We start from the raw sequence: 18,828 nt of genomic DNA, 5'->3' as shown, positions 1-18,828 counted from the left end.
GCGCGTTTTCTTTTTTGTTCACAAGGCGTTTGCCGTTATTTCGTTTCGACAATCAGTGCATGTGCCATCGTCAACACGCCCACAGCGGTGCCACCAGCACTCCACAACGCGTTGTCATTACTGTGCGCGGCGGCAGCCAAATCGACATGCACCCAGCCCATTCCGCCATTGGGCACAAAACGCGACAGAAAGCCGGCGGCGTTGCTGGCGCCACCGGGACCACCGCCCTTGACCGGCTTGCTGTTGGCGGTGTCGGCATAGGGTGACGGGCAGTTGTTCTGGTGAAATTTCTCCAATGGCAACGGCCAGTGCAGCTCACCTTGCTCAGCAGCGTACTGCAAATAGCGCTGGCTCAAGCCCTTGTCGAGCGCGAACACGGCGTTGTAATCGGTGCCGAGTGCGGTAACAGCGGCACCGGTCAGCGTCGCGGCATCAAATACCAGCGGGGCGCCCAGCTCACCGGCATAAAGCAGGCCGTCAGCCAATACCAGCCGGCCTTCAGCGTCGGTGTTGACGATTTCGACCGAGGTGCCGTTCTTGTAATGCAGGATGTCGCCAAGCTTGTAGGCATGGCCGGAAACGAGGTTCTCGGCGCAGCAGAGAATCAGCGCCACGCGCTTATCCAAACCGTGCAGAATGGCCAGCGCCAGGGCGCCAGCGACCGTGGCCGCACCGCCCATGTCGATTTTCATCGTCAGCATCGATTCCGAGGCTTTCATGCTGTAGCCGCCGGAATCAAAGGTAATGCCCTTGCCGACCAGCGCCGCCGCAATCGGCGCCTGTTCCTGACCTGGCGGGCAGAATTCCAGCTGCAACATCGCCGGTGGTCGGTCAGAACCGCGACCGACCTGGTAAGTGCCGACCCATCCCTGCTCGCGCAATGCTTCGCCTTCGATGATCCGGCTCTTGATCCGGCCTGGCGCCAGCTGCTCGAGAAACTCGATCACGCGCTGGCAAAGCTCGACCGGCGGCAGGTTTTCCGGGGTTTCGTTGACCAAGTCACGGACAAAGCGGGTGACCTTGATGCGGTCATTGAGCTCTTTCTGTTCACCAGCATTCAGCGGTGCCAGGCGTAGCTCACCCGGCTTCTTGGCGCTGGCATAGCCCTGGGCAAAGGCCCACTGACAGGCCATGTCCCAGCCGTCGCCAACCAGCGAGACGCCCGGCAGCTGCATGGCTGCCAGCTTGCGCGCCGCTTGCTGAATCCGGCGCAGCGGCTCATCGCCGGTATGAATCCAGGCTTGTTCGGCCCGGAAGGTCAGCACCGGCGCGCGGCCCCAGTGAGCTTCTGCAGTTTGATTCGACAAAACGACCGGCATGAAATCGAGCATGTCTTGAATATCCTTTGCGTTGACGATGATTCGGGAAAAAACGGCGGCTTACAGCAGATGACCGAGCTTGTTGGTTTTGACGGCCAGGTAACGCTCGTTATGAGGGTTGGCACCAAACCGCATCGGCACCCGCTCGACGACCTTGATGCCGGCGTCGTTCAATGCCTGCACCTTACGCGGGTTATTGGTCATCAGCCGCACTTCACTGACGCCGAGTTGTTTCAGCAGCGTCACGGCCTCATGGTATTCGCGCAAATCGGCACCAAAACCGAGTTGCTCATTGGCCTCGACGGTGTCGAGCCCCTGATCCTGCAGCGCATAAGCACGCAGCTTGTTGGCAAGACCGATACCCCGGCCTTCCTGACGCAAGTAAAGCAGCACGCCGCGCTGTTCGCCAGCAATCATCGACAGCGCCGCCTCCAGCTGAAAACCGCAATCACAGCGCAGTGAATGCAGCGCATCACCGGTCAAACATTCGGAATGCAAACGCACCAGCGGCGCGCTGCCTTGGCTCAGATCGCCCATCGACAACGCCACGTGAGCGCGCTCACTCGGCGCATCGGCGCGCACACTGATGAAAAATTCACCATAACGGGTCGGCAATTTGGCGCGAATTAGATCAGACGAAGCGGTCACGAAGCGATTACCATTCAAACATGCTACAAACAGGCCGATATTGTACATCAGGCTGTCAAGTCCCATCGCGTATGGGGGAGAATCATTCCGATGCAGGCATTGTGTTCGTTGACCGAGATACCGGATGGCGAGGCGAGGGCGTTCCCATATCGCGATCGCAGCCTGGTGCTGGTGCGTCGCGGTCTCAAAGCCTGGGCTTATGTCAATCGCTGTCCGCATGCCGGCGTCGAACTGCAATGGCAGGAAAATCGCTTCATGAGTCTCGATGGCACACAACTGCAATGCTCGACCCACGGCGCACTGTTCAATATCGATAGTGGTTATTGCACCTGGGGGCCATGTCAGGGGCGTTCATTACAATCTTTGTCGATAAGCATTGAAAATGGCATCGTCTATCTGATGGAATAGGCGGCCCTCGGCGCTGGCCCGCCGCAGGGCATCGGTACCGTAGCAGATGGCGTTCCTGACCAGTCTGCTATCGTGGAACAGCACTGTCCCGCGTCTTATCCCATGGATCGCATACTTCGGAGACAACAAATGGCCAAAAAAGTCGTGAAAAAAGCCGCCGCCGCGCCCAAAGCACAAAAGGCGCCGAAAGCTGAACCGAAAAAGAAAGCCGCCAGCAAAGCGGCCGCACCGGCAAAAACAACGTCGGCCAGCAGCAAAAAAGCCGCCGCGCCAAAAGCGGTGAAAGCCGAAAAAGCGAAACCGGTCGCGAAAAAAGCCGCGCCGAAAGCGAAAGCGGAAAAAGTCAAAGCGGAAAAGCCAGCAGCGAAAAGCAAACCGGTAAAAGCAGCGGCAACAAAAGCCAAAGCCACGAAGCCGAAAGCGGAAAAAGCGAAAGCCGTCAAACCGGCAAGCAAAGCCGCGGTCAAACCCGCCGCCAGCAAAACACCTGCAAAAAAAGCGCCAGAAAAATCGTCGGAAAAGGCGGCCAGCAAGGTGAAAAAAGCCAAGCCAGCGACTACCGTTACCGAAGCAGCGCCAGAAAGCAAAGCGATTGCGCCGAGCAAAGATTCCACTCCTGCGGCCAAAAAATCGGCCAGCAAGAAATCCTCATCCAAAGCTGTTAAAGAAGTTGTAAGCAAAGTGACGAACGTAGCCACACCTACCGCCAAAACTGTCAAGTCGAAAGCGGAAAGCAAAAAAGCCCGTCGAGAAGAGCCGGTCAAGAAGCGCTTGGTCGCCGAATTCTCGGAAGCCCAACTGAACGCGTCGACTTCGGCGACGCTGGCCAGCCTCGGCATCGCCCCATATGACATGAAAAAGGGTGAAGCCTACATGAACCCGGATCATGTCAAACATTTCCGCAATATCCTGAGCACTTGGCAGCAGCAATTGCGCGAAGAAGTCGACCGCACCGTGCACCACATGCAGGACGAAGCGGCAAACTTCCCGGACCAACTCGATCGCGCCACCCAGGAAGAAGAATTCTCGCTGGAGCTGCGCACCCGCGATCGCGAACGTAAGTTGTTGAAGAAAATCGGCGAAGCGATCAAGCAACTGGAAGCTGAAGAATACGGTTACTGCGAAGCCTGCGGCGTCGAGATCGGCATCCGTCGTTTGGAAGCCCGCCCGACCGCGACGCTGTGCATCGACTGCAAGACCTTGGCCGAAATCAAGGAAAAACAGTTTGGTAACTAAGCTTTACGTAAGCAATAAAAAACGCTCCGGTTGGAGCGTTTTTTATTGGTCAAACTAACAGGCATGCGCTCAACAAATATCGTCCTGCACGTCCTGCTCCACCTTCGGAAAAGAGACTGGTCTTGCCGTCACGCATTGACGATCGAGCGCATCAAACACCTTGTCGAGCAGCGCAATAAATTCGTCGGAATCGTCGGTGATGTACATCGGGTCGCCAATGACGACATCGAGCGTGAACGGCACGATCAGGTTATCGCCTCTTGGCAATACTTTGCCGGTGCCGCGCATGCAAACGGGAATGATCGGCACGTTTGGCCGTTCCTTGGCGAGGTAGTACAAACCTTTTTTCAGCGGCGAACGCTGCTCGGGTTCGCCGCGCGAGCCTTCCGGGAAAATCAGCAGAATATCGCCGGCATCGAGCGCGGCATGGCATTCGTCGAACAATCTTTCGCGTGGAGTTTTGCCGCTGCGATCAATCGGGATCAGGTTCAACACGTCGCGTGACAAAAACCGCCACAGAGGAGATTTGAAAAAATGATCCATCGCGGCGACCGGCCGCAGTGTCGGGGCATTACGCAGCGGGAACAGCGCAAACAAGGCGGCGGTATCGACATGGCTGTTGTGGGTGCAGGCGACAATCGCGGGGCCGTTGATCGGCAGCTTGTGCCGGTGCTGCACTTTCATGCCGAGCAGCCACAGGCAAATCGGTTTCATGATCAGCGCAACAAAGGCGCGGGTCAGAAAACGGGTCATCGTTCGGCGCAGATTCATTGCCAGTCACTCAAATGGCGAAGCGCATAAAAGAAAATCGGCGCCGAAAAATACAAGCGGTGTACGCAGTCGAGAAAATCGATATGGGTGGGACGCTGGGCAACCATCGTTTCAGCCTGCAAATCGCGGCCGATGGCGATCAATAGCAAGCCACCGAAAAAGCTCGTTATCGTCATCAAACTGGCCACAGCCATCGCCTGCCAATAATTCAGCGGCGTCAGCAGCGGCCCGAGCCAGGCGGCGACCAATAACGTTCCAATCAAACTAACAATCAAACCGCCCCATTGCTTTTCCGGCGCGACGTTTGGATTGACGGAATGAGTGCCTTTGCGGCTGCCGAAGGATTCCAGAATATTCTGCGTGGCGGCGATCATGACGACGAATAGAATCAAGCCGGCACCACTGGATTCAGCATTAGTGTGCGCCGGCAAATTCAGCAGATAACCCAAGTGACTCAAACCGAAAATCGCCACCAGTGAGGCCCATTGAATGACGGCCAGCGAGCGAATGAAGCCGCGATTTTCCGCCGACAAGGCCAAGCGCACAGCGATGGTCAGCCACAGCAGAATCGGAATGAACACGACGAAAGCCGCGAACCAATCCATCGCGACCAACACGTATTGCACGGGAATGGCCAAATAAGTCCACAGAATCGGACGGCGATCAACATGGCGCAGCGGCAGAACTGAAATCAGTTCTTTTAAGATCAGATAACTGAGTGCGGCAAAAAACACCAGCGTCGTTGCGCGCCCGAGCGACAGCGCAATCGAGAAAAACGCGACCAGGCCAGCCCAGGCGCGAATATGACGCAGCGGCACCACATAGCTGGAATCCGGCAGCGCTTTCAGCAGCCAGCGTGAAACGGTGTAAGCCGCCACGGCCAGTGCCGCAAAAATCAGATTCCAGGTCCAGACCAGACTCATCGGCGAAAAAACAATCAATTTGCTCGGGCTTGGCGCGAAAGCATATCAGCGTTTATCGTGGCACTCATGAATTTCTGTTTGCTCGCCCGCTGTCGATGACTTTGCCCGTCTCAATCACTGCCGTCGCACCGGTAATTGGCCGGTTCGCGCCCTCGCCTTCCGGGCCGTTGCATTTCGGCTCGTTGGTGGCGGCGCTTGGTTCGTATCTGTCGGCGAAAGCGCAGCGAGGCCAATGGTTGCTGCGTATCGAGGATATCGATCCGCCACGAGAACCGGTGGGCGCCGCCGATACCATAAGAAAGCAGCTCGAAGCCTTCGCGCTCTGCTGGGATAGCGAGGTGCTCTATCAAAGCCAACGTAGCGAGCGCTATGAACAGGTGTTGGCGCAATTGCTGGCAAGTGGCGCCGCGTTTCACTGCGCCTGTACGCGTCGAGAACTGCAGGACAATGCCGGTCGCTGCGCCAATCACTGCGCGGAAAAACATCTGGGCGGACAACGCACAGCGATTCGTCTGCGGGCGCCGGCAAAGACGCTTGCGATCAATGATCGGATACATGGCCTTGTTGAAATCGCTGAACATGAAGACATCGTGCTGAAGCGTCGCGATGGCCTGTATGGCTACACGCTGGCAGTTGTCGTTGACGATCTTGATCAGGGCATTACCGAAATCGTCCGCGGCGCCGACTTGCTGACCGCTTCGCCTTTGCAAGCGCAATTGTTCCGGCTGCTTGGCGCCCAGCCACCGAGCTACACCCATCTGCCGCTGGTGTTACAGGCTGATGGCCGCAAGCTATCGAAACAGAACCAGGCCCCCGCCATTTCGGTCGAACAGCGCCTGGAATTGCTGCACCGGGCGCTGCGGGTATTGGGCCAACCGGTACCGGAGGCCGAGCACCCGGAAGCGTTGCTGACCGCCGCGACGACCACCTGGGATATTGCCAAAGTGCCGAAAGGGCCGGTTTTTGAGCTGGCTTCTAATTAAAATTCGCCGCTATTGGCCTGACCACGTTCGGTGCTATCATTCGGCTTTCCCCTAAGATCTTGATTCTTTGTGATTTTTTCCCGCATCCGGCAATTCATCAACGGCAACGGGCCGACGCTGAAAAAACGCGTGATTCCACGCGACCAGCACACGGTTTCCCGCAAGGAAATCAGTGAAAACGCCTTGAAGGTGTTGTATCGCTTGAACAAGGCCGGTTTCGAGGCCTATCTGGTTGGTGGCGGTGTGCGCGATGTGCTGCTCGGCGAACACCCGAAAGATTTTGACGTCGCCACCAGCGCCAGGCCGGAAGAAGTCGCAAAAGTCTTTCGTAATTGCCGTTTGATCGGTCGCCGTTTTCGCCTCGCCCATGTGCTGTTTGGTTCCGACGTCGTTGAAGTCGCCACGTTTCGCGGCGCCAATGACGATTCGCCGCAAACCGAACACGGCATGGTGTTGCGCGACAATGTTTACGGCACATTGGAACAGGATGCCGAGCGTCGCGATTTCACCGTCAATGCGCTCTATTACAACATTGCCGATTTTTCCGTCGTCGACTTCACCGGCGGTTTGGATGATTTGAAAAAGCGCCGGCTGCGCTTGATCGGCGACCCGGAAAAACGTTTCCGCGAAGATCCGGTGCGAATGCTGCGCGCCGCTCGTTTCGCCGCGAAGCTTGATTTCGATATTGAGAAAAAAACTCGCGAACCGATTCCGGAACTTGCCGGGCTTTTGCACAACGTATCGAATGCCCGGCTCTGGGATGAATCGGCAAAACTGTTTTTATCCGGTTATGGCGAAGCCTGTTTTCACCAGCTTGATCAACTCGGGCTTTTCGCCGCGTTGTTTCCTGCCACCAGCAAAGCCTTGAAAAAAGCGCCGCAATGGCAGGCCATGTTCGACGCGGCACTACGCAATACCGATCAACGCATCGCCGAAGAAAAAGGCGTCAATCCCGCGTTCCTGTTTGCCGTGCTGTTGTGGCCAGTGTTGCAGCACAACCTGCAAAAAAGACTGGATCGTGGCCAACATCCGGCGCCGGCGATGCAAGCAGCCGCAACCGATGTGCTCGACGAACAAAACCGTTACATCGCCATTGCCCGTCGTTTCGCTCTGGTCATTCGCGAAATGTGGTCGCTGCAACATCGTTTTGAATCGCGCACGCCGGCCCGTGTCGACAAGCTGTCCAGTCATCCACGTTTTCGCGCCGCGTTCGATTTGTTGTGTCTGCGTGCAGAAAGTGAAACGGAATTGAAACCGCTGGCGGATTGGTGGCAGCAATACCAGGATGCCGATGAATCCGCTCGCATCGAATTGATTAAAGGCGCCACCCAGGGCACGAAAAACAGCAATGGCCCGCGCACCCGCCGTCCGCGCAAACGCACTGCACGCCGGGCGCCGAAACCGTCTACCTGATGACGGCCATCACCGCCTATATCGGGCTAGGCAGTAATCTCGATGACCCGCGCCAACAACTGCAACGGGCGCTGCAAGCGTTGGCCAATATGCCCGACAGCACGCTACTGAATGCGTCCCCGTTCTATCGCTCGGCACCGCTGGCCGGCATGGCGCAAAACGATTACTGCAATGCCGTCGCGGCGATAGCGACAACATTGACTGCCCGTCAATTGCTGCAACAACTGCAGCAAATCGAAAATCAACAGGGCCGGATACGTCAGCAACGCTGGGCCAGCCGTACGCTGGATCTGGATCTATTGCTGTACGATAATGCGGTCATCCACACGGCGGATTTGCAGGTGCCGCATTACGCCCTGCACCAACGCCCATTTGTGGTATTTCCGCTGCTGGATATTGCACCGGATTTGAAGCTGCCAGATGGCACTGCGCTGCGTGATCTGGCCGAGCAATTGTCGCGTGAAGGATTGAGTGTATTTTGAACACGGCCAAGGCATTGCGTTTCATTGCGGTTGAAGGGCCGATTGGCGTCGGCAAAACCTCGCTTGCCATGCGTTTGGCGGATACCCTGAGCGCGCAAACGCTGCTGGAAATGCCGGAAGAAAATCCGTTTCTCGAACGTTTCTATCAAAACCCGAAACAATCGGCGCTGCCGACGCAATTATTTTTCCTGTTTCAACGCATGCGGCAGCTGCAAGGCTTGCGTCAGCAGGACATGTTCGCGCCGCTGACGATCAGTGATTACCTGATGGACAAGGACGCGCTGTTTGCGCGCCTGAATCTTGATGACGACGAGCTGGCGCTGTACGAAACGGTTTATGCGCAAACGACGATACAAACGCCGCAACCGGATCTGGTCGTTTACCTGCATGCACCGACCACTGTGCTGATGGATCGTATCCGTCGTCGCAACCGTCGCATCGAAGCGGGGATCAGTAAGGAATACCTGACCAAACTCGTTGATGCCTACACTCAGTTTTTCCATTTCTATGTCGCCTCACCGCTGCTGATCGTCAACACCGCCGAACTGGATCTGGTCGGCAACAGCAATCACTTCCAGCAGTTGGTTGAGCGCATCAACGCGACCCGCAGCGGCCGTCATTATTTCAATCCACAAGCCTGAATCGCGGGCTTTAAAACGAGACTTGACCATGAGCCAGCATTCGACTTCCAGTCAGCCGAAAATCACTCTGCCGCGTTTGCAGGAAATGAAAAAAAATGGCGACAAGATCGTCGTGATTACCGCTTACGACGCCAGCTTTTCACGCGTCGTCAATGAGGCCGGCGTCGATGTGGTTCTGGTCGGCGATTCGCTGGGTAATGTCATGCTTGGGCTAGACAGCACCGTACCGGTGACGATGCAGGACATGATCCATCATATGCGAGCCGTCGCGCGCACCAATCAGCACGCGCTTTTGATCGCTGATATGCCCTACATGGCCTACGCCACCGTTGAGCAAACGCTACAGAACGCGGCAGCATTGATGCAGGCCGGCGCCCATATGGTCAAAGTCGAAGGCGGCACCTGGCTGTGCGAAAGCGTCAAAGCCTTGAGCGATCGCGGCATTCCGGTTTGTGCCCATTTGGGTTTGACGCCGCAATCGGTCGATGCCCTTGGTGGTTACAAAGTGCAGGGCCGTGAACCGGAAGCGGCAACGAAAATGCGCTTCGATGCCGAAGCCTTGCAAGCCTCCGGTGCGCGTATGCTGGTGCTCGAATGCGTACCAAGCGAGCTCGCCAGAATCATCAGCGGCGAACTGACCATTCCGGTCATCGGTATCGGTGCCGGTGTCGATACCGACGGTCAGGTACTGGTGCTGCAGGACATGCTCGGCATCACACCCGGCAAGCGGCCGAAGTTTTCCCATAATTTCATGGCTGAAGCACAAGGCGATATCCAGGCGGCGGTGGCTGCCTACGTCGCGGCCGTGCGTGAAAAGCGCTTCCCCGGCCCCGAACACAGCTTCAGCTGAACAGGCGATAGCGTTCACGCTACAATGCCGGCCCCTTCCTTGTCGGAACTGCAGCATGAAACGGTTTGAACAATTGGCGGATTTGCGTGCCCAGGTGCGTGAATGGCGTATGGCGGGTTTACGCATCGCTTTTGTACCGACGATGGGCAATTTGCATGAAGGCCATGCCTCGCTGTTTGAGCAAGCCCGTGAACATGCCGACAAGGTCATCGCCAGCATTTACGTGAATCCGATGCAGTTCGGTCTCAATGAAGACTGGTCGAAATATCCGCGCACGCTCGATGCCGATACCATCATCCTGCAGGATAAAAAAGTCGATGGGCTGTTTCTACCGGATGACAAAACCATGTACCCGCAGGGCACCGAAGTACAGACCTTTGTCGAAGTGCCGCGGCTCTCATCAATTCTCTGTGGCGCCTCTCGTCCCGGCCATTTCCGCGGCGTCGCCACCATCGTTAGCAAGCTGTTTAACCTGGTGCAGCCGGATGTCGCGGTGTTTGGTGAAAAAGATTTTCAGCAACTGATGGTCATACGCCAGATGGTGGCCGATTTGTTCGTGCCGATTGAGATTATTGGCGCGCCAACGAAACGTGCCAGCGATGGCCTGGCGCTGTCTTCTCGCAATGGTTACCTGACGCCGGAAGAGCGCTTGCAGGCGCCAGTCATCTATCAAGCATTGACGACTTGCGCGGAACAATTGCGCAACGGTGAACGTGATTTTGCCAAGCTGGAACAACAAGCAAGATTGACCATCGACAAAGCCGGTTTGCGCCCGGATTATTTTGCCATTCGCCGGCATGAGGATTTGCTGGAGCCGGCCATCGAAGATCAGCGGTTTGTCGTGCTGGCCGCCGCCTTTCTTGGTAAAGCTCGACTGATCGACAATATTCAGGTGGTGAACTGAAAAATGGATTGGAAAATCTTTTTAACTATTTTTGGCACGGTATTGATTGCTGAACTTGGCGATAAAACCCAGTTGGCGACAATGCTATTCGCCACCGATCAGCACACCAGCAAATGGCAGATTTTCTTCGCGGCCTCGGCAGCGCTGGTGGTCGCCAGTGCCATTGGCGTTTTGGCCGGCGCACTGCTCAGTCAATACATCAACGAAAAATATTTGCACTATGCTGCGGGTATCGGTTTTATTGTGATTGGTATCTGGACACTGTGGCGCGCCTGAAAGACGCCACCGGCAAACGGAGGGCATCGAATGAAGCGTTTTATCGGTATCACAGCACTACTACTGGTGCTGGTTTTTGCGGTTTGGTGGTTGACGCTGAAGCTGGAACAGAGTGAAACCGATTTAGCGGACCAGCCTGCGGTTGTTCCTGCGCCGGTCAGCGTCGGTGACGAATTGGTTAGGGATATCACACCGGGCGAAGTCCCCAAGTCGGTTCAGGAATATTACGCCTACAACGAGTTCCAGCAGCAAACCCGCGAGTTTTTTGAACAAGCCAAGGAGCTCGATGCCGAACAACGACGTAAGCAGATGAATGACATCAAACAGGGCACCGAGCACTACGAACAACAAGGCAAATTGCTGCCAATGGAAGCGCTGATCCTGAAGTTGGCGATGCTGAAATATACCGCCGGTGACGAGCAAGACTACAAAGACCGAGCGAAAGCGCTGATTGATCAATACCAGGCCATATCCGACGCCAGCGAGCAGGCTTGGCTTGCCAACCCCGATCCCAAATTCATCGAGTACAAACGTAGGGAGATGGATATCGTCAATGAAGTGCGCGGAATGACAACGATTCCCGATGGTTTGAGCCGCGATGAATATCTGCGTCAGCGCTTGCAGCAGGCGCGGATTGAAGCGATGGGAGCCGGGTCTGAAGACGACGGGGGTTAACCGCTTTTAGAACTGCTTCATAAAAAGAGCGCCACATTGGCGCTCTTTTTTCTTTCTTCGCTCATCATCCATCAGAGCAATTGATCCAATGTCCAATACAGCAAATTGAACGGCTTGTTGTAATCCTGCTGTGGACTGCTTTCCGATGCATCCATAACATTGCCGCTGCCGTTCAACACATTGTTGATGAAGTGATCGAGCTCCAGGCCCTGCTCCTGAATATCGGCATTGGCAAACTCGATGATTGACGTGCAATGGCTTTCATTGACGGCGCGGAATTGCGGGAAGTAGCCGCCGAAATTATTCAGCCCGTTCAGTGTTGTTTTCAGCCGGTCGGTATCCACCGCCCAGCGCGCTTTGATTTTCGCCTGACGGCTGGCCTGATCCGGATCGTTGAAAATATCCTCATAGAAACGCTCGTAGGAATACGAGGAATAATTCAGATCCTGCCAGAAATGGGTATGCCCCAATCGGTCTGCCGACCAACGCGATGACAGCGCCGAATAAATCGTACCGAGATTGTTCAGATTCAAACCATACGGTCCGAGTTCGGCCAACATGTACGACAGCGGACCGTTGCTTAAACCCCAGGCACTACGAATATGATTTTGCAGGCGAATGCTCGGGTACTGGCTATCATTGCCGCCAACAGGCGCGGCAAAAACCGGCCCGGAATCGTCGATCAGAAAACCTTTGGTTGGCTCCATGTCGCGGCGAATATGGGCATAGTTGGTTAGCGAACCGGCGCCACCGGCACTGCAACCGGTGGTCAACAATTGCGTTGGGCGCTGCAGATTGTCTTTCAACCAACTGAGCACGGCACGCATATTGCGCAAACCGTTGTGATGCCAAACCAGTGGCGCATTCTGGCCGTTCTCGTCTTCATAAATCGCCACCTTGTCACCGGAATAAATATCGCCGGTGCAATACGGCACATAGACCATATTCCAGTTCTGGGTTTTGGTCCGGGTCCACGGATGCAAACGCACAACAAATGGCGAAACCAGAGACGCGCCCGGATTCATCAGGCTCATGTAGTCATCGGGAATACCATTCGGATTGCGCGCGCCGCGAATACCGGCGGCACCGGAACAGGAAGCGTAATCCCAACAGGCACCGCCACCTTCCAGATAAATAATCGTGTTGCGGGTATTCGGCACCCGGTTGACGAAAAATTTATAGGTCGAGCCGTTGCCGCACACAGCACCGGTTTCCGGCGCCAGCTTCACGGTTTGCCAGGCGTAGTAATTGCCGGGTGAAAAGCCGGCATTGAAGCCACCAGGATTGGCCAGCAGCGGGTAATCGCCCTGTCGTTGATCCGGCGTGACTTTGTTGTCGGCTTTCGGTGGATTGAACAGGTTCAGAAACGTCTGCCAGGCCGAGTAATCACCTAACTCGGCGCGCACTGGCATCGCAAATGTCAGCGTTGCCAGTACTGGCAGTAACAGGTAGTGGGTGAAACGGGAAAATCGACGGAATATTCCATTCATTGCGTGGGCCTCCAGGCAAAACACATCGAGAACGATGCCGAACGGCATCGAAACGGAAGTGATGCAAGGCGAGCAGATTCGGCAGAAACGGGATTCGGGCAACCCCGACCGAATTACGACGTCGCGGCCACACCGCTCTCCACTGGTGTGACCTGCGATGAGACTAGATCAACGGACGGGCCAGTTCACGCTGCTGCGCAACACCCGGACAAAAATGTCTAAGGTTGTAACGGCCTGATAACGGCGACATCCATTGAACAGGCAGAACTGAAGTAGAGACGATGCCAACACTGAAAACCTTGCTGGCGCAGGTGCGCGCCTGCCAGCTTTGCGCCGCCCATTTGCCGCTGGCGCCGAAACCGATTCTGCAGGCCGGCAGGCAAGCCCGGATACTGATTGTTGGCCAGGCACCAGGCCGACGCGCACACGATGCCGGCAAGCCGTTCGCGGATATCAGCGGTGAGCGTTTGCGACAGTGGCTCGATGTTGAGGAGCAACGCTTCTACGACGCCACTCAGTTCGCGATCCTGCCGATGGGCTTTTGTTTTCCCGGCACAGGCCGTCAGGGCGACCTGCCACCCCGACCGGAATGTGCACCGGCATGGCGACAAGCATTGATGGCAAAGCTGCCGAATATCGAATTGACGTTAGTTATCGGTCGCTACGCTCAGGCACATTATTTCGGCGGTAAGGACTCGGTGACCGACACCGTACGCCGTTGGCGCGAATACCTTCCTGAGTTGCTGCCACTTCCGCACCCAAGCCCACGCAACCAGCGCTGGCTGAAACAGAACCCGTGGTTTGACGCGGAGCTGTTGCCTTATTTGAGACAGAGGGTTGCGGCAATCGGGGAAAAATGAAAGTAAATGCTTACTGTATACGCCGCACAAAAGTTGAATGCAGTTGACGAAAAACGCCGGAAACAAAAAAGCGCCTGGAGCGCTTTTTAGCGTCAGCCCGAAGGGTTGGGCGCAGGGACGCGCCCAACAAAAAAGAGCGCCGATGCGCTCTTTTTTGCAAGCCCGTTCCCTTGAGGCAAGCACGTCCTGTGCACTTCCCTGGTCACCATCCTGGTGAATCGTTCATCCTTTGCCGGCGTCCTGCCGTTCCCTGTTCCATCCTTGCAGCCATCCTGGCTATCCACCATCCTGGTGTTTTCCATTCCGTGTGCGTCCTGCACGGGGAGCATTATCGGGTAGATCCGTCGAATTTCACCGTTCAAAAACTGAACAACTCCGTTTGCCATCCAATCGAAATATATGTATTTCCTTTTAAATCAGTGAGATACAAGCTTTCTTGGGTTATCTGAAACAGCGAGTCACCACGTTGACGCACACGCTTGTAAGAGATATCTCACAAACCGACGGGCAAATCCTACATTCGGCAATGAACAGAGTTTTGCTTATTCCGTTGAGTCGGGCAAATGGACGCTATTAAAGCGTGTTCGATTTGGATGGTCGGCGAGCAATTTTTTCTTCGCTGAAGGGATAGTCACTTTTCGGCCGAAAAAGAAAAAGGGCAGAGTGTTCGCTCTGCCCTTTTTACTTCGCCTATGTTTCGTCCTGTGAAACGTTTGTGCTCCCTGCACCGTCCCTGCTCAGCTTGTCCTTAGCTTTGGTCCCAGTCGTAAGTTCCGTTTACGAGCCGCCAGTGTACGGAAAATTTCCGGCCTGGCTCACTTGCTCATAACCAAGCTACTGAACGCAGGGCTTGTTTGCCTGACTCATTGAAACCAGAATTTCCATTTAAAATCATAAAGTTATGCGGCAATACTAAAACCACTTCTCAATCCGCTTACCTGCTTTCGCAACGCGACAAACGGAGATCGCCCACAGCACTGTAAGCGATCTCTCACAAACGGCTCGCCGATCAGCCCAGTTTCAGATTCAGGCCACTGATACCGAGCACATCATTCATGTCGTACAGACCGGCCGGTTTGCCCGGCAACCAAAGGGCTGCCCTGAGCGCCCCTTCTGCAAAGTTCTTGCGATCAAAGGCTTTGTGCTTCAACTCGAAATGCTCGGTACCGGTGGCCAGCAGCAAGGTATGGTCGCCGACAATTTCGCCGGCACGAATGGTGGCAAAGCCGATACTGCCTGGCGCCCGTGGCCCGGTGAAGCCCTCGCGCGACAACACGCCTGCTTCGGCCAGCGTGGTGCCACGAGCCGCTGCCACCGTTTCACCAAGACGCAGCGCGGTACCGGACGGCGCATCGATTTTGTGGCGATGGTGGCCTTCGATGATTTCGGCATCGGCATCCGGCATCGCTTCAGCGGCGATACGCGCTAGCGCAAACAGCAGATTGACGCCGACACTCATGTTCGGCGACAGCACGACCGGAATGGTCTGCGCGATCTCTTCAATTTCGGCTTTCGCTTCGGCGGAAAATCCCGTGGTGCCAACCACCACTGGCTTGCGCTGCTGGGCACAAGTACGCAGCAATTGCAGCGACGCATAGGGCTGGCTGAAATCCACGACGACATCGGCCTTCTGCACCGTTTCCGGTACATTGGCGGTCAACGGCACACCAAGATAAGGAAAGCCGTGAATAACCGCCACATCCTGACCGATACGCGAATCGGAAGCCGAGGCAACCGCGGCGGCCAGTTTGAACGTGTCGTTTTCGCGCACGGCGCCGACCAGCGCTTTGCCCATGCGCCCACTGGCGCCGTGAATGGAAACTGCAAGCATTGTTGTTCTCCAAAAAGTGCGGCGTTATTGTAGCCTGTCTACTCTGGAGCCCATATCGGATTAGCGGCATAACGCCAAAGCTGCTGACTATTGCGCAAGGAACGAACAGGAATGAAATACTGGCGGTCGCTGCTGTTGCTCGTGCTGATCGGCACAGCATATTGGTTTTACGCCTCGAATCGATTTGATTCCTCGTCCGATATTGCGAAGCCGGTTACCGAGCAATCGATTTCCCCGGTCAAACGCGATATGGATAACGCGAACATCACTACGGAGCCCCTCGCTCCCGAAACGCACACACCGCTCTCGGCAATAGTGCCTTCCGAACAAGGTGCTGAAGTCGATCGGAGCTGTGCGATTCTGCGTGCGCTGCAGAATTCATCCGGCGATCAGAGCGCGTTGACCATCTACAAGGAACTCAGTCATTTGTTCAAACTGACCGGGGACGAGAACCCGGAGCAATTGGCGAACTTCGTCGAGCGACAATTGCGCTACGACCAGTATGCTTCGCTCTACATCGAAGAACAGGAGTTTGTCGATCGTCATCCGTACCACGACTACGACAATGCCGTGTTGGAAAGCCTGAGTCAGCAAGGCGATGGCATGGCCTCGCTGATACGGGCCCGAAACCTGCTGCAACCCGTCAGACATGAGCTGAAGGAAAAGATGAAAACCGAGCAATTCTTGCAGGCAAAAGAATTGCTGTATCGCTCACTACGTCAAGGCCAGCGCGAAAGCCTGACGATGTTGTTGGAACTGCTGTTGATGCCAACCAAGTATTTGCCGATCGCCGCTGATCAACTCAACGACAAAGGCTACAGCGAATCACAATTGATTGAGCTTCAGGCTTTGCGGCAAATTATCGAAGAGCATGGCACGCTGCAATCCTTCCTGCGTGCCAGGGAACAAGGCGAAGATCTGCAACCGGAATCTGAGCAAGCGCCATCAATGACCGAGCAAAAATATCGTGAGTTGAAACGGCAACTGCGACTACCGCCACTATCAGATCTGGATTTGCGTGCACGCAAGCACTTCTCGCTGATTCTGGAAGCGGTAAAATCCGGCGCCACTTCTTCACGCTGCAGTACGCCATGAAACGACGCATTCTCCTGATTGTCATTTTGTCATTACTGGCGCTCGCTGTATGGCTGTTGCTGAGCAACGACAAATCAACTGAGTTAAAAGAGCGCCCTCTCTCGGAAACTGTCGTCGACACACCAAAACACGACGCGCCAAAAAAGCCTTCGCTGGCAACGGAAGTGGTCCAACCGAAATCCGCTCAGGTGACATCCCAATTGCCCGAAGGAAATTGTCAACTGGTCGATGATGGCATGCCCAGTTTCGATGAAGCATTTGCCAAGTCGTTTGCTCAAACCTATGCCTACACCGGTGTAACATTCGAAGACATGCAGATGATTCGGCGCTTACTGCCGGAGGTTTCCCGTGCAGCGGCACTGACCTTCACCGAATTCAAGAATGAAACGGTCGAAGCCGAAGGCCCAAATCAGGGCTGGTCACTGCAGCGAGTCTTGGCTGCTGCCAAGCAAGGCGATGCCCAGGCTCAATTCATCGCCGGCTCCGAACTGATGTACCGCTCCTATACACAAGGCAACAGCATAGATATTGAGTCTTATCGACAAGGTAAACAGTTGCTGCACCAGGCTGCGCAGGCAGGCGTCGAGAAGTCACTGCAACGACTGCAGCTATTGTCGTTGTTTAGCCATCGAGTCATCTGGCGTCGCAGCAGTGAATCCGACCCGGCGTTTTATCGCGAGATCCGCGGTGATTATTTGGCTTATCGACAGCTTTTGGAACAACACGAATCCGCAGCGACATACGCGTTATTGTTAATCGAGGAACTTCCACCACAGCAATCCGCATTAGGGCTGACCGAATACCCGGCGGACCATCTGTTATGGCAAGAGGCGCAGCAAAAGCTAGAGGAATACCGAAAGGAAATGGCACTGGAGAATGAGATGGTTGATCGGCAAGAAAAAGATCGTCTTGCCTGGCTGCATCGAAATATCAATCTTTACCAGATCGCCATCGGCATTGATAATGAATGCCAGAAACTGCACCGATTGCAAGCCGCAAGCGATACACCATGAAGCGTTTTACTCTTGCCGTAGTCGTTCTCGCGTTTTTTCTCTCATTGCTATTCTGGACTCTTACCGATAAAGAAGAACCCAAAGTATTCGCGGCTGAAGCGGTTCCGGCTACAACCAAAGCGACAAGTTCACCGGCTGAACGGTCAAATATACCGACGACATCAGATCGCCCCGCTGCCTCACTACCTGAATGTCCGAAAGGCGCCATATCCGCCGAATGGCTGAATCAGAACTTCAAGACCGAACACTTTCAACCGTTTCAGAATAGCGGCCTATTACCGGAGGACGTAAAGCTACTGCTACTTGCTGTCAACCAGCTCGGTTATGTCGTTGCCTTGCCAAATGCCGTAGAAAAAAATGGCACCGTCGTTGACCCTGGAAATTTTTTAGGCAAAACACTCCCGGAGGTTTACTCCGCAGCCGACGCCGGAAATACTGAAGCAGCGTTTATTGCGGGCGCTCACTTACTGCATATCGTCGAATTGAGCAATTCACAAGATTTGCCTCGCTATGAACGCGCCAAGCAGTACCTATTAACCGCGGCTCACGACGGCAATATTCAGTCGATATACCTGTTGCGACAAAGTTTGTTCATCATGAGTCGCTTGGCCTGGAAAAAAGTCGAGGAAGTGCCAAGCGAGGCTTATTTGACATGGAAGCGGGATTACCTTGTCTTCGATGAACTGACCAGGCAATTTGGCAACGAAGGCGCCTTTCTGCTTTCTATAGTTGATGAGGCCGCAGACGCAGAGAACATGCAAGAGTTCTTTCATCCCCGCTCAAAACTGGGCCTACCCGAGCCGGAACACGATACAAAAATGCAAAAAGCGGTAAACAGCTATTTGACCAATCTGAATTCGGCCTTGCCGTTCAAACTGGACTCAAACCGGCAAGAGAGAAAAGAACGGATTGCCTGGTTAAGACGCAATGTCGATCTAAATATTCTTAGTGAGAGACTTCCGGAGCTCTGTCAGGAAACCGCTGACAAAGCTCCGAATTGATCGCTCGAA

At 55.0% G+C, this 18,828-nt stretch carries 21 protein-coding genes; 14 read left to right on the top strand and 7 right to left on the bottom strand.

What is annotated here, in order from left to right; all coding sequences use genetic code 11:
- Positions 1-35: 35 nt before the first annotated feature.
- Together pepB and ribA are read right to left on the bottom strand one after the other, a co-directional pair.
- Positions 36-1,331: an aminopeptidase PepB gene (gene pepB, locus E2H98_RS13715; RefSeq protein ID WP_198325130.1), complete on the bottom strand. Its 1,296-nt coding sequence runs from the start codon at positions 1,329-1,331 to the stop codon at positions 36-38.
- Between the two features lie 48 nt (positions 1,332-1,379).
- Complete coding sequence (ribA, locus tag E2H98_RS13710) at positions 1,380-1,967, bottom strand: GTP cyclohydrolase II (protein ID WP_232475416.1); 588 nt, start codon at positions 1,965-1,967, stop codon at positions 1,380-1,382.
- Positions 1,968-2,057: 90 nt separating this feature from the next.
- Here ribA and E2H98_RS13705 point away from each other — a divergent pair, with 90 nt between their 5' ends.
- Positions 2,058-2,375, top strand: a complete 318-nt coding sequence (locus E2H98_RS13705) for a Rieske (2Fe-2S) protein (protein ID WP_133591764.1) — start codon at positions 2,058-2,060, stop codon at positions 2,373-2,375.
- A gap of 95 nt (positions 2,376-2,470) precedes the next feature.
- Here E2H98_RS13705 and E2H98_RS13700 read toward each other — a convergent pair whose 3' ends face one another.
- Positions 2,471-3,073, bottom strand: coding sequence for a hypothetical protein (locus E2H98_RS13700; protein ID WP_133591762.1), 603 nt, complete (start codon positions 3,071-3,073; stop codon positions 2,471-2,473).
- Positions 3,074-3,227: 154 nt separating this feature from the next.
- Here E2H98_RS13700 and dksA point away from each other — a divergent pair, with 154 nt between their 5' ends.
- The gene (dksA, locus tag E2H98_RS13695; protein WP_133591852.1) at positions 3,228-3,611 is read left to right on the top strand and encodes an RNA polymerase-binding protein DksA; all 384 of its coding nucleotides are present in this window, start codon (positions 3,228-3,230) and stop codon (positions 3,609-3,611) included.
- A gap of 69 nt (positions 3,612-3,680) precedes the next feature.
- Here dksA and E2H98_RS13690 read toward each other — a convergent pair whose 3' ends face one another.
- Both E2H98_RS13690 and E2H98_RS13685 read right to left on the bottom strand, forming a co-directional pair.
- Positions 3,681-4,382, bottom strand: a complete 702-nt coding sequence (locus E2H98_RS13690; RefSeq protein ID WP_133591760.1) for a lysophospholipid acyltransferase family protein — start codon at positions 4,380-4,382, stop codon at positions 3,681-3,683.
- Positions 4,379-5,305 (bottom strand): phosphatidate cytidylyltransferase, encoded by a 927-nt coding sequence (locus E2H98_RS13685; protein WP_133591758.1) that lies wholly within the window; start codon positions 5,303-5,305, stop codon positions 4,379-4,381. The genes E2H98_RS13690 and E2H98_RS13685 overlap by 4 nt, the downstream gene beginning before the upstream one ends.
- Positions 5,306-5,334: 29 nt before the next feature.
- Between E2H98_RS13685 and gluQRS the strand changes: the two genes are divergently transcribed.
- The 8 genes from gluQRS (at position 5,335) to E2H98_RS13645 (ending at position 11,529) form a co-directional block, all read left to right on the top strand.
- Positions 5,335-6,288: a tRNA glutamyl-Q(34) synthetase GluQRS gene (gene gluQRS, locus E2H98_RS13680; protein ID WP_198325129.1), complete on the top strand. Its 954-nt coding sequence runs from the start codon at positions 5,335-5,337 to the stop codon at positions 6,286-6,288.
- 69 nt (positions 6,289-6,357) lie between these two features.
- Entirely contained in the window at positions 6,358-7,701 is a 1,344-nt protein-coding gene (gene pcnB / locus E2H98_RS13675) for a polynucleotide adenylyltransferase PcnB (RefSeq protein WP_133591756.1), read from the top strand.
- Positions 7,701-8,183 (top strand): 2-amino-4-hydroxy-6-hydroxymethyldihydropteridine diphosphokinase, encoded by a 483-nt coding sequence (gene folK, locus E2H98_RS13670; RefSeq protein WP_133591754.1) that lies wholly within the window; start codon positions 7,701-7,703, stop codon positions 8,181-8,183. The genes pcnB and folK overlap by 1 nt, the downstream gene beginning before the upstream one ends.
- Positions 8,180-8,824, top strand: coding sequence for a deoxynucleoside kinase (locus E2H98_RS13665; protein WP_198325128.1), 645 nt, complete (start codon positions 8,180-8,182; stop codon positions 8,822-8,824). Before folK ends, E2H98_RS13665 begins: the two co-directional genes overlap by 4 nt.
- 28 nt (positions 8,825-8,852) lie before the next feature.
- Positions 8,853-9,674 carry a 3-methyl-2-oxobutanoate hydroxymethyltransferase gene (gene panB, locus E2H98_RS13660; protein ID WP_133591752.1) on the top strand — a complete coding sequence of 274 codons (822 nt, stop codon included), beginning with the start codon at positions 8,853-8,855 and terminating at the stop codon, positions 9,672-9,674.
- Between the two features lie 55 nt (positions 9,675-9,729).
- Complete coding sequence (gene panC / locus E2H98_RS13655; protein ID WP_133591750.1) at positions 9,730-10,578, top strand: pantoate--beta-alanine ligase; 849 nt, start codon at positions 9,730-9,732, stop codon at positions 10,576-10,578.
- 3 nt (positions 10,579-10,581) lie between these two features.
- Positions 10,582-10,854: a TMEM165/GDT1 family protein gene (locus E2H98_RS13650; RefSeq protein WP_133591748.1), complete on the top strand. Its 273-nt coding sequence runs from the start codon at positions 10,582-10,584 to the stop codon at positions 10,852-10,854.
- A 30-nt stretch (positions 10,855-10,884) separates the two neighbouring features.
- Complete coding sequence (locus E2H98_RS13645) at positions 10,885-11,529, top strand: hypothetical protein (protein ID WP_133591746.1); 645 nt, start codon at positions 10,885-10,887, stop codon at positions 11,527-11,529.
- A 71-nt stretch (positions 11,530-11,600) separates the two neighbouring features.
- Here the strand turns inward: E2H98_RS13645 and E2H98_RS13640 are convergent, their stop codons facing one another.
- Positions 11,601-12,941, bottom strand: coding sequence for a pectin acetylesterase-family hydrolase (locus E2H98_RS13640; RefSeq protein WP_133591846.1), 1,341 nt, complete (start codon positions 12,939-12,941; stop codon positions 11,601-11,603).
- A gap of 359 nt (positions 12,942-13,300) precedes the next feature.
- Here E2H98_RS13640 and E2H98_RS13635 point away from each other — a divergent pair, with 359 nt between their 5' ends.
- Positions 13,301-13,879, top strand: coding sequence for a uracil-DNA glycosylase family protein (locus E2H98_RS13635; RefSeq protein ID WP_133591744.1), 579 nt, complete (start codon positions 13,301-13,303; stop codon positions 13,877-13,879).
- 1,009 nt (positions 13,880-14,888) lie between these two features.
- On the opposite strand, the gene dapB is transcribed toward E2H98_RS13635, so the two are convergent.
- A complete protein-coding gene (dapB, locus tag E2H98_RS13630) occupies positions 14,889-15,710 on the bottom strand; it encodes a 4-hydroxy-tetrahydrodipicolinate reductase (protein WP_133591742.1) in 822 nt (273 codons plus the stop codon).
- Positions 15,711-15,821: 111 nt separating this feature from the next.
- Here dapB and E2H98_RS13625 point away from each other — a divergent pair, with 111 nt between their 5' ends.
- The 3 genes from E2H98_RS13625 to E2H98_RS13615 are packed head-to-tail and all read left to right on the top strand — an operon-like array spanning position 15,822 to position 18,819.
- Positions 15,822-16,805 (top strand): hypothetical protein, encoded by a 984-nt coding sequence (locus tag E2H98_RS13625; protein WP_133591740.1) that lies wholly within the window; start codon positions 15,822-15,824, stop codon positions 16,803-16,805.
- Positions 16,802-17,818 carry a hypothetical protein gene (locus E2H98_RS13620; protein WP_133591738.1) on the top strand — a complete coding sequence of 339 codons (1,017 nt, stop codon included), beginning with the start codon at positions 16,802-16,804 and terminating at the stop codon, positions 17,816-17,818. The genes E2H98_RS13625 and E2H98_RS13620 overlap by 4 nt, the downstream gene beginning before the upstream one ends.
- The gene (locus E2H98_RS13615; protein ID WP_133591736.1) at positions 17,773-18,819 is read left to right on the top strand and encodes a hypothetical protein; all 1,047 of its coding nucleotides are present in this window, start codon (positions 17,773-17,775) and stop codon (positions 18,817-18,819) included. Before E2H98_RS13620 ends, E2H98_RS13615 begins: the two co-directional genes overlap by 46 nt.
- Positions 18,820-18,828 lie beyond the last annotated feature (9 nt).

Origin of the sequence: Permianibacter aggregans (genome assembly GCF_009756665.1) — a bacterium.
Lineage (GTDB): Bacteria > Pseudomonadota > Gammaproteobacteria > Enterobacterales > Permianibacteraceae > Permianibacter > Permianibacter aggregans.
The sequence above is the reverse complement of the archived record's forward strand: the minus strand, read 5'-3'. Positions and strand labels throughout refer to the sequence as shown.